This is a genomic window from Streptomyces sp. adm13(2018) (assembly GCF_008042145.1).
In the GTDB taxonomy this organism is placed as follows: Bacteria; Actinomycetota; Actinomycetes; order Streptomycetales; family Streptomycetaceae; genus Streptomyces.
Window position 1 is genome coordinate 351,718 of record NZ_RDBH01000129.1, and the last position, 9,861, is coordinate 361,578.

The window sequence follows — 9,861 nt, forward strand, 5'->3', positions numbered from 1 at the left end:
ATCGATACGATGAGCCCATGGTTTCCCACGACGTGAGCGAAGAGACTCCGGGCACAGTGCTGCTCGTCGCGCGCCTGCACGTCGACCTGTGCCGCCTCGCCAGCGCGATCTGTTCGTCCCGCGCTGCGCTCTGAGCGACCGGCCGAGCGCACTCCCGTACGACCCCCCTCCGCGCGGGGGCCCCAGCAGCGCGCCCATCACGCCACTTCCGACAGGAGCCCACGCCATGGCCATCGAGGTCCGCATCCCGACCATCCTCCGCACCTACACCGACGGCGAGAAGGCCGTCGAGGGCAGCGGCGGCACCCTCGCCGAGCTCTTCGCCGACCTGGAGTCCCGCCACGCCGGGATCGAGGCCCGCATCGTCGACGACGGCAAGCTCCGCCGCTTCGTCAACGTCTACCTCAACGACGAGGACGTCCGCTTCCTCGACGGCATCGACACCAAGCTCACCGACGGCGACAACGTCACGATCCTGCCGGCCGTCGCCGGCGGCATGGTCTGATCCACATGCGCTACGACTCCTCGCTGGCGGCGGTCGGCAACACGCCGCTCGTCCGCCTCCCCCGGCTCTCGCCCTCGGACGACGTCCGCATCTGGGCGAAGCTGGAGGACCGCAACCCGACCGGCTCGGTCAAGGACCGCCCCGCGCTCCACATGATCGAGCAGGCGGAGAAGGACGGCCGCCTCACCCCCGGCTGCACCATCCTGGAGCCGACCAGCGGCAACACCGGCATCTCCCTGGCGATGGCCGCCAAGCTCAAGGGCTACCGCATCGTCTGCGTCATGCCCGAGAACACCAGCGAGGAGCGCCGCCAGCTCCTCTCCATGTGGGGCGCCGAGATCATCTCGTCCCCCGCCGCGGGCGGATCGAACACGGCGGTACGGGTGGCCAAGGAGATCGCGGCCGAGAACCCGACCTGGGTGATGCTCTACCAGTACGGCAACCCGCACAACGCGGGCGCGCACTACGCCACCACCGGCCCCGAGATCCTCGCCGACCTGCCCTCGATCACCCACTTCGTGGCGGGCCTCGGCACCACCGGCACCCTCATGGGCGTCGGCCGCTACCTGCGCGAGCACAAGCCCGACGTGAAGATCGTCGCCGCCGAGCCGCGCTACGACGACCTCGTCTACGGCCTCCGCAACCTCGACGAGGGCTTCGTGCCGGAGCTGTACGAGGCGTCCGTGCTCACCACCCGCTTCTCCGTCGGCTCCGCCGACGCGGTCACCCGCACCCGCGAACTCCTCCAGCAGGAGGGCATCTTCGCGGGCGTCTCCACAGGCGCGGCCCTGCACGCGGCCATCGGCGTCGGCAACAAGGCGGTGAAGGCGGGCGAGAGCGCGGACATCGCCTTCGTCGTCGCCGACGGCGGCTGGAAGTACCTCTCCACCGGCCTCTACACCGCGGCCACCACGGAAGAGGCGATCGAGGCGGTCCAGGGCCAGCTCTGGGCCTAGCCCCCCGGCCGCCCCGGCCACGAGCGACGCGCTAGCGCGCCAGATGGCGGACCTGGTCCCACACGGCCGGGTCCGCCTTTCCCGCTCTCCGGCGGAAGTCCCGCACGGGAACCTCGCGCAGCTCGTCCGTCTCCAGGAAGCTCGGCCGCCCCTGCGCGTCCCCGACCGCACCCGGCGGCAGCGCGATCACCCCCGGCCGCTCGTCGTGGTACTTGCTGGTGATCTTGGCGACGAGCGCGCTCTTCCCCCGTACCGACAGGACCAGGCAGGGCCGGTCCTTCGAACCGGGACCGTCCTCGAAGGGCACGTCCGCCCACCAGATCTCCGCGGCCCGCGGCGACCGCGACGGAGCCTTCCGCGGCCCGGTGGGCCGGCCGGGCGGCCGGACCGGCGGCCTGCTCCGCCCCGAGGGCGCGGGCCTGCGCCCCCGTCCGGGTCGCGACGACCGCCGCCACCCGTCGGCGAGCGCCACCACCAGAGCGAGCACCACGACCCCGACCAGCGCGGGCCACCACGACATGTCCATACCTCAAGACGGTACCGGCGCGCCGCTCACGCCGCCGACGCGGCCCGCCATCCATCCGAACCGGTGACAGAGCCCGTGAGTTCGCCCACAACGGGCCACTGCGAAGGAGCGTCGGGCCCGGGTGCGCCTTACGCTCGACAGACCGCACAGCCTCCCCCTTCCCCAGCGCGCTTTCCGTATCCGTCCACGGAGGTTCACGCTCCATGAAGCTCACCGTCGTCGGCTGCTCCGGGTCGTTCCCGTCCGCGGATTCGGCCTGTTCGAGCTACCTCGTCGAGGCCGACGGCTTCCGGTTGCTTCTCGACATGGGCAACGGCGCCCTCGGCGAGCTGCAACGACACATCGGTCTGTACGACCTCGACGCGATCTTCCTCAGCCATCTGCACGCCGACCACTGCATCGACATGTGCGGGTACTTCGTCGCCCGCTACTACCGGCACGAGGGCGGACGGTGCGACGCGATCCCCGTGTACGCCCCGGAGGGCGCCGAGCAGCGTCTGACCACGGCGTACGCGGACACCCCGTCACCCACCTCGATGAGCGAGGTCTTCGACTTCCGCACCCTGAAGTCGGGCGCCTTCGAGATCGGCCCGTTCTCCGTCCGTACGGAGAAGGTGTGCCATCCGGTCGAGGCGTACGGCATCCGGATCGAGCACGGCGGCCGGTCGCTGACGTACTCCGGGGACACCGGGGTCTGCGAGTCGCTGCACGAGCTGGCCGAGGGCAGCGACCTCTTCCTCTGCGAGGCGTCGTTCACCCACGGCAAGGAGGACATCCCGGCCCTCCACCTCAACGGCCGGGAGGCGGGCGCCGAGGCGGCCCGCTCCTCGGTGGGCCGGCTCGTGCTGACCCACATCCCGCCGTGGACGGACGGCGTGCAGAACCTGGCGGACGCGCGCCAGGTGTACGCGGGGCCGTCGGAGCTGGCGAGACCGGGCGCGGTCTACGAGATCTGAGCCTCGCGCGGACACGGGGAAGGCCCCGGAACCTGTCGGTTCCGGGGCCTTCCCGTGTGTACGGGCGGGACTCACGCCTTGGTGAGGTCCTCGATCTCCTCCTCGGGCTCGCGGCCCGGGGTGGGGAGGTTGAACTTGGTGATCGCGAAGCGGAAGACCACGTAGTAGATCGCCGCGAAGACGAGACCGATCGGGATGATCAGCCAGGGCTTGGTCGCGAGGTTCCAGTTCAGCAGGTAGTCGATGCCGCCGGCGGAGAAGGTGAAGCCGGCGTGTACGCCGAGGGCCCAGGTGACGGCCATCGAGACGGCGGTCAGGACCGCGTGGATCGCGTACAGGACCGGCGCGATGAACATGAACGTGAACTCGATCGGCTCCGTGATGCCGGTGACGAAGGAGGTCAGCGCGAGGGAGACCATCATGCCCATCACGGCCTTGCGGCGCTCGGGGCGAGCGGCGTGGGCGATGGCGATGGCGGCGGCCGGGAGGCCGAACATCATGATCGGGAAGAAGCCCGACATGAAGATTCCGGCGCTCGGGTCACCGGCGAAGAAGCGGTTGAGGTCACCGTGGACCACCTCGCCGGCCGCGTTGGTGAAGTCACCGATCTGGAACCAGGAGACGGTGTTCACGAACTGGTGCATGCCGACGGGGATCAGCGCGCGGTTGATGAGGCCGAAGAGACCGGCGCCACCGGCGCCGAGGCCGGTCATCCACTCACCGAAGCTGGAGATGCCCTCACCGATGGGCTCCCAGATCAGGCCGAACACGACACCGACGGCGGTGCCGACGAAGGCCATGATGATCGGGACGAGTCGGCGGCCGTTGAAGAAGCCGAGCCAGTCGACCAGCTGGGTGCGGTGGAACCGCTGCCAGAGGACCGCGGAGAGCAGACCCATCAGGATGCCGCCGAGGACACCCGGGTTGTTGTACGTCGCGGCGACGTCGACACCCTTGTTGGCGGTCGTGTTGACGACGGCCTCGGTGATGGGGAAGGCCTTCAGCACGTTGCTGTAGACCAGGAAGCCGACGAGCGCGGCCAGGGCGGTGGAGCCGTCCGCCTTCTTGGCGAAGCCGATGGCGACGCCGATGCAGAAGAGCAGGGGCAGGTTGTCGAAGACCGCGCCGCCGGCGGTGGCGAAGACGGAGGCGACCTTGTCCCAGCCGAGTCCGTCCTTTCCGAAGACGTCGGGCTGGCCGAGACGGAGCAAGATACCCGCGGCCGGCAGCACGGCGATCGGCAGCTGCAGGCTGCGACCGACCTTCTGCAGGCCCTGGAACAGGCCGGATCCGCGCTTCTTCGCGGGAGCGGCGGCCTGGGCGGTGGCCGTACTCATCAACTTCCTCCAGTAAGGCAAGGCGCCGCCAGAGGATGGAAAGGGGGGACGGCGACGTCTCGGGGGAACGCGGTGGTCTGGACCGCGTGGTCTACACCAATGAGTGGTGTAGACCAGTTGTAGCACGTGAGACTTAGATAAGGAACCTGCGAATTCTGTGCGTTCAGCCATAGCTGGAAATGCACGACATAAGGCCCCCGGACCGTCAGGTCCAGGGGCCTTTCGAGGGGCTTACGGGCGGGGCGAAAGCCCCGAAACGACCAGGCTCCGACGGGTGACCGCGGCGCTACCGGACGTCGCCGGACCGCCTCACTTGACGTTCTCCCGCTCCATCTCGTCGCCCACCTCGTCCGGCTCGCGGCCGGGGGTCTGGAGATCGAACTTGGTGATCGCGAACCGGAAGATCGCGTAGTACACGACCGCGAATCCGAGACCGATCGGAATGATCAGCCAGGGCTTCGTCGCCAGACCCCAGTTGATCACGTAGTCGATCAGACCGGCCGAGAAGCTGAAGCCGTCCTTCACGCCCAGCGCCCAGGTCAACGCCATCGACACACCGGTCAGCACGGCGTGCACCGCGTACAGCACCGGCGCGATGAAGAGGAACGAGTACTCCAGCGGCTCGGTGATGCCGGTGACGAACGAGGTCAGCGCCACCGACAGCATCAGGCCGCCGACCTCCTTGCGGCGGTGCGGCTTCGCGCAGTGGGTGATCGCCAGCGCCGCCGCCGGCAGCGCGAACATCATGATCGGGAAGAAGCCCGTCAGGAACTGGCCGGCGTTCGGGTCGCCCGCCAGGAACATCGGGATGTCACCGTGGACCACCGTGCCGTCCGGCTTCTCGTACGTGCCGAACTGGAACCAGATGGGCACGTTCAGGAACTGGTGCAGACCGATCACCAGCAGCGCCCGGTTCGCCACGCCGAAGATGCCCGAACCCCAGGCACCGAGACCGACCAGCCAGTCGCTGAAGCTCTCCAGGGCGTCACCGATCGGCGGCCAGACCCACAGGCAGAGCGCGGCGAACACGATGCCCACGAACGTCATGATGATCGGCACGAGACGGCGGCCGTTGAAGAAGCCCAGCCAGTCCACCAGCTTCGTCCGGTGATAGCGCTGCCACAGGTACGCGGTCAGCAGACCCATCACGATGCCGCCGAAGACACCCGGGTTCTGGTACGTGTACCCGGCGAAGGAGTCGTCCGCGCCGAGGCAGCCGCCCCCGATGTCCTGCGTACCCGACGGGCAGTCCTTCGGGAACTGGCGCAGCACCGTGTAGTAGACGAGGAAGCCCACGACCGCCGCGAGCGCGGTCGAGCCGTCCGCCTTCTTCGCCATGCCGATCGCGACACCGATGCAGAAGAGGAGCGGCAGCCCCAGGCTGCCGTCGAGGAGCGCGCCGCCCGCGCCCGCCATCACCTTGGCGACGTTGTCCCAGCCCAGACCGTCCGCGCCGAACACGTCCGGCTGCCCGAGCCGGTTGATGATGCCCGCGGCCGGCAGGACGGCGATCGGGAGCTGGAGGCTGCGGCCCATCTTCTGGAGCCCCTGGAAGAGCCCGCCCCACACGGACTTCCTCGGCCGCGCCGCGGCGCTGTCGGTACTCATCGGCGTCCTCCCTGTCCGGAACAAGCCGGGTGCGCGTCTCGTTGCACACTGGTGTAGACCAGTTGCGATAGGCTCCCGGGAGCCCGCTGAGGACAGGCCGCCGGTGATCGTCATCATTCGGCAGAACGGCGGCACTCGCTCGCGAAGTTGGGCCAACCGTGGGTTACCGTGACAAAGCGGACCGCAGGTGCGCCGAGACTCGCGTACGCGCGAACAGAACGGACAGGGAGAAACACATGGCCACCAAGGCTGAGAAGATCGTCGCCGGGCTCGGCGGCATCGAGAACATCGAAGAGGTCGAAGGCTGCATCACCCGCCTGCGCACCGAGGTCGTGGACCCGTCCAAGGTCGACGAGGCCGCCCTCAAGGCCGCCGGCGCCCACGGCGTCGTCAAGATGGGCACCGCGATCCAGGTCGTCATCGGCACCGACGCCGACCCGATCGCCGCCGACATCGAAGACATGATGTGAGCAGCTGACCCCTCAGCACCCTCACATCGACAAGGGCCCGTTCCGGCAGGGGAACGGGCCCTTCGTCATGCCCGCCCCCGCGAGGACCACGGACGGCCGGGAGCCTCCCCGCGCCCCGCTAGGCTCGACTCATGTCTCGTATCGACGGCCGTACCCCCGAACAGCTCCGCCCCGTCACCATCGAACGCGGATGGAGCAAGCACGCCGAGGGCTCCGTCCTCATCTCCTTCGGCGACACCAAGGTCTTCTGCACCGCCTCCGTCACCGAAGGCGTCCCGCGCTGGCGCAAGGGCAGCGGCGAGGGCTGGGTCACCGGCGAGTACTCCATGCTCCCGCGCGCCACCAACACCCGCGGCGACCGCGAATCCGTCCGCGGCAAGATCGGCGGCCGCACCCACGAGATCTCCCGCCTCATCGGCCGCTCCCTCCGCGCCGTCATCGACTACAAGGCGCTCGGCGAGAACACCATCGTCCTCGACTGCGACGTCCTCCAGGCCGACGGCGGCACCCGCACCGCCGCCATCACCGGCGCCTACGTCGCCCTCGCCGACGCCGTCGCCTGGGCCCAGGCCAAGAAGCTCGTCAAGGCCGGCCGCAAGCCCCTCACCGGCACCGTCGGAGCCGTCTCCGTCGGCATCGTCGACGGCGTCCCCCTCCTCGACCTCTGCTACGAGGAGGACGTCCGCGCCGACACCGACATGAACGTCGTCTGCACCGGCGACGGCCGCTTCGTCGAGGTCCAGGGCACCGCCGAGGCCGAGCCCTTCGACCGCAAGGAGCTCAACGCCCTCCTCGACCTCGCCTCAGGCGGCTGCGCCGAACTCGCCGAGATCCAGCGGAAGGCCCTCGAAGGAACCCTCTGACCCCGCACGGCGTCCTGACGGGCGGGCACCCGGATACGATCCGTGCGCCCGCCCGTCCACTTGTACGCACCCGGGGGAGGACCCGCCTTGAAGCGCCGTCTCGTACTCGCCGTGGCCACGGCCGCCGCACTCACCACCGTCCTGAGCGGCTGCGGAGCCCTCGACAAGGCCATGGACTGCGTCAAGACCGCCGACGCGATAGCCACGTCGGTGAGCAACCTCCAGCAGGCCGTCTCCAACGCCTCCAACGACGTCACCCAGATCGAGGAGTCCCTCACCTCCATCTCCACCGAACTGGACAACCTCGAGAAGACCACGGACAACGCCGACCTCTCCAAGGCCGTCGACGACCTCTCCAAGGGCGTCGACAGCGTCCGCACCGCCGTCGAGAACGGCGACACCACCCCGGACATCACCCCCGTCACCGACGCGGCCACCGAGATCGGGAAGGTCTGCACCCCGGGATAATCGACTGCATGACCCGTCTGATCCTCGCCACCCGCAACGCGGGCAAGATCACCGAACTCCACGCGATCCTCGCCGACGCAGGTCTCGACCTGGAACTCGTCGGCGCGGACGCGTACCCGGAGATTCCCGACGTCAAGGAAACCGGCGTCACCTTCGCCGAGAACGCCTTGCTCAAGGCCCACGCCCTCGCCCGCGCCACCGGCCTGCCGGCCGTCGCCGACGACTCCGGCCTCTGCGTCGACGTCCTCAACGGCGCGCCCGGCATCTTCTCCGCCCGCTGGTCCGGCACGCACGGCGACGACCGCGCCAACCTCGACCTCCTGCTGGCCCAGCTCTCCGACATCGCCGACGAGCACCGGGGCGCGCACTTCGCCTGCGCGGCGGCCCTGGCCCTCCCCGACGGCACGGAACGCGTGGTCGAGGGCACGATGCCGGGCACCCTCCGCCACGCCCCGGCCGGCACGAACGGCTTCGGCTACGACCCGATCCTCCAGCCCCAGGGCCACGAGGTGACCTGCGCCGAACTGACCCCGGCGGAGAAGAACGCCATCAGCCACCGAGGCCAGGCCTTCCGCGCCCTGGTCCCGATCGTGAAGGAACTCCTGGGCTGAGGGAAAGCGGAAGGGCCTGCTGCCCTCGATTCCCAGGCAGCAGGCCCCCTCTACTGGTACGCCCGGTCGGATTCGAACCGACAACACATGGCACCTAAAGCCATTCTCTCTTCCCTTGGAGTACGGGCGCGTACGCGATCCCCTACCTTACCCGCCGTCCTCCCCGGCACCAGGTGTCGGTCGTCGCATGGCAGTTGGGACAGAGCAGCCGCAGGTTCTCGCGCCGGTCGTCGCTCCAGTCGCCGTTGATGTGGTCGACCTCAAGAGTCATCGGCCTGCCGAGCCACTCGGGGCCGAGCCCGCACTCCGCGCACTCCTCTGCCACGCCCGTCTCGCGCAGGGCCCGCCGGAGCAGGTGTGTTCTCGTCCGGCGGCCCACCTCGTGCCGGACGAGAATCTCCGCCGCGGGCTTGGTGGCGCCCGCCTTGCCCCGCCGGTGCGCCTGCCCGGAGAAGTGCGAGGTGTCGAGGCCGTCGTCCTCGACCCACCGGTGGAACAGCGTCCGCATCTGACCGTTGTCCGGCCTGCCCAGCGCACGCAGAGCCTCGGCGATGGAAGCCGTCTGTTCGACCGCGCTCCGCAGCTCGTCCGGCGCCGGGCGCTGCGGCTGACGGCCGCGCCGACGGCGTGGAAGGTGCGAGATGTCGATGTCGTAGTGGGCGAACCGCTTGAGGAGGTAGCGGCGGAGCTTCTCGTCCGGCCCGGCACCGAAGAACTCCAGCACCTGATCGAGGGAGGTGCACCGCCCCGCCGCCGCGGCCAGTCGCTCGCGGCTGTACCGAGGACCGCGGGTCATGAGACCCGCCCTTTACCGCGCCCCCGGTAGGTGTCCGTCGTCGAGTGACAGTTGGGGCAGACGAAGCGAAGGTTCTCGATGAGGTTGTTGCGCCAGTCGCCGTCGACGTGGTCGATCTCCAGCGGTAGCGGCCGACCGCGCCATTCCGTGCCGGTACCGCACAGCGCGCACCGCTTCCGTACGCCGGACTCCGTCATCGCCCAGGCGAGGCGGTCGCTCGGGATGCGTCGGGACCGTGGGCCGCGCTGTTGGACGAGCAGGCCCTCAGGAGTCCGGGGGCGTCGGGGCTCCCCTCGCCGCGACGGCATGCGGAAGTGCGAGGTGTCGATGCCGAACGCTCTGATCCGCCGGCTGATGTGGGTGTGCTGTCCGCCCACGACCTCCACCCCGAGCCGCCGCAGCACGTCGCACATGTTCGTCGAGTCGGCCACCGCCTCCGCCAGCACCTCCCGCGTCCACCGCACCCCCTCCCGCTCGAAGTGGCCACAGTCCACCCCCAGCTTCCGCATCCGGTCCCGCACGTACCTTCGCGTCGGGCTGTTCGGGTCCACCCCCAACCGCTCCAGCGCCTCCGTCAGCGTGCGGGCGTCCCGTGCCGCCTCCTCCAGGCGCTCCCGCGTGTACACACTCGTCGTCCCCATCCCGTCCCCTCCCCAGTGCGGTTCTCGTACGTACCAACGACCCGACTATCGGACGGTCACGTCATATCGCGTGCGGGATGCGGAACGGCCCGCGCCGGGGTGTCCGGGGCGGGCCGTTCGTGCG

General features: G+C 69.6%; 13 protein-coding genes and 1 tRNA gene. 8 read left to right on the top strand and 6 right to left on the bottom strand.

The genetic code is table 11. The annotated features are described in order from the left end of the window. The first annotated feature begins 17 nt into the window (after window positions 1-17). The 3 genes from EAO70_RS40035 (at window position 18) to EAO70_RS18215 (ending at window position 1,461) form a co-directional block, all read left to right on the top strand. Window positions 18-134 (top strand): putative leader peptide, encoded by a 117-nt coding sequence (locus tag EAO70_RS40035; RefSeq protein ID WP_315986240.1) that lies wholly within the window; start codon window positions 18-20, stop codon window positions 132-134. A 92-nt stretch (window positions 135-226) separates the two neighbouring features. Next, window positions 227-505 carry a MoaD/ThiS family protein gene (locus EAO70_RS18210; protein ID WP_073913441.1) on the top strand — a complete coding sequence of 93 codons (279 nt, stop codon included), beginning with the start codon at window positions 227-229 and terminating at the stop codon, window positions 503-505. 5 nt (window positions 506-510) lie between these two features. Further along, window positions 511-1,461 carry a PLP-dependent cysteine synthase family protein gene (locus EAO70_RS18215; protein ID WP_148003987.1) on the top strand — a complete coding sequence of 317 codons (951 nt, stop codon included), beginning with the start codon at window positions 511-513 and terminating at the stop codon, window positions 1,459-1,461. A gap of 31 nt (window positions 1,462-1,492) precedes the next feature. Here the strand turns inward: EAO70_RS18215 and EAO70_RS18220 are convergent, their stop codons facing one another. Continuing rightward, window positions 1,493-1,987, bottom strand: coding sequence for a type II toxin-antitoxin system PemK/MazF family toxin (locus EAO70_RS18220; protein ID WP_148003988.1), 495 nt, complete (start codon window positions 1,985-1,987; stop codon window positions 1,493-1,495). 203 nt (window positions 1,988-2,190) lie between these two features. Here EAO70_RS18220 and EAO70_RS18225 point away from each other — a divergent pair, with 203 nt between their 5' ends. Beyond that, window positions 2,191-2,943, top strand: coding sequence for an MBL fold metallo-hydrolase (locus tag EAO70_RS18225; protein WP_148003989.1), 753 nt, complete (start codon window positions 2,191-2,193; stop codon window positions 2,941-2,943). Window positions 2,944-3,014: 71 nt separating this feature from the next. Here the strand turns inward: EAO70_RS18225 and EAO70_RS18230 are convergent, their stop codons facing one another. Further along, window positions 3,015-4,280, bottom strand: coding sequence for a PTS transporter subunit EIIC (locus EAO70_RS18230; protein ID WP_148003990.1), 1,266 nt, complete (start codon window positions 4,278-4,280; stop codon window positions 3,015-3,017). A gap of 309 nt (window positions 4,281-4,589) precedes the next feature. Continuing rightward, window positions 4,590-5,888: a PTS transporter subunit EIIC gene (locus tag EAO70_RS18235; protein WP_148003991.1), complete on the bottom strand. Its 1,299-nt coding sequence runs from the start codon at window positions 5,886-5,888 to the stop codon at window positions 4,590-4,592. Window positions 5,889-6,046: 158 nt separating this feature from the next. On the opposite strand from EAO70_RS18235, the gene EAO70_RS18240 reads away from it, so the two are divergent. The 4 genes from EAO70_RS18240 to rdgB all read left to right on the top strand — a co-directional run bounded on the left by EAO70_RS18240 (window position 6,047) and on the right by rdgB (window position 8,300). Beyond that, window positions 6,047-6,358 (top strand): PTS glucose/sucrose transporter subunit IIB, encoded by a 312-nt coding sequence (locus EAO70_RS18240; protein ID WP_315986241.1) that lies wholly within the window; start codon window positions 6,047-6,049, stop codon window positions 6,356-6,358. A gap of 131 nt (window positions 6,359-6,489) precedes the next feature. Then, entirely contained in the window at window positions 6,490-7,221 is a 732-nt protein-coding gene (gene rph, locus EAO70_RS18245; protein WP_148003993.1) for a ribonuclease PH, read from the top strand. An 87-nt stretch (window positions 7,222-7,308) separates the two neighbouring features. Beyond that, a complete protein-coding gene (locus EAO70_RS18250; protein WP_148003994.1) occupies window positions 7,309-7,689 on the top strand; it encodes a hypothetical protein in 381 nt (126 codons plus the stop codon). An 8-nt stretch (window positions 7,690-7,697) separates the two neighbouring features. Next, entirely contained in the window at window positions 7,698-8,300 is a 603-nt protein-coding gene (gene rdgB / locus EAO70_RS18255; protein ID WP_148003995.1) for an RdgB/HAM1 family non-canonical purine NTP pyrophosphatase, read from the top strand. Window positions 8,301-8,354: 54 nt separating this feature from the next. Here the strand turns inward: rdgB and EAO70_RS18260 are convergent. The 3 genes from EAO70_RS18260 to EAO70_RS18270 all read right to left on the bottom strand — a co-directional run bounded on the left by EAO70_RS18260 (window position 8,355) and on the right by EAO70_RS18270 (window position 9,737). Beyond that, window positions 8,355-8,430, bottom strand: a tRNA-Leu gene (locus tag EAO70_RS18260). A gap of 12 nt (window positions 8,431-8,442) precedes the next feature. After that, entirely contained in the window at window positions 8,443-9,096 is a 654-nt protein-coding gene (locus EAO70_RS18265; protein WP_148003996.1) for an HNH endonuclease, read from the bottom strand. Then, window positions 9,093-9,737: an HNH endonuclease signature motif containing protein gene (locus tag EAO70_RS18270; protein WP_148003997.1), complete on the bottom strand. Its 645-nt coding sequence runs from the start codon at window positions 9,735-9,737 to the stop codon at window positions 9,093-9,095. Before EAO70_RS18270 ends, EAO70_RS18265 begins: the two co-directional genes overlap by 4 nt. Window positions 9,738-9,861: the final 124 nt, after the last annotated feature.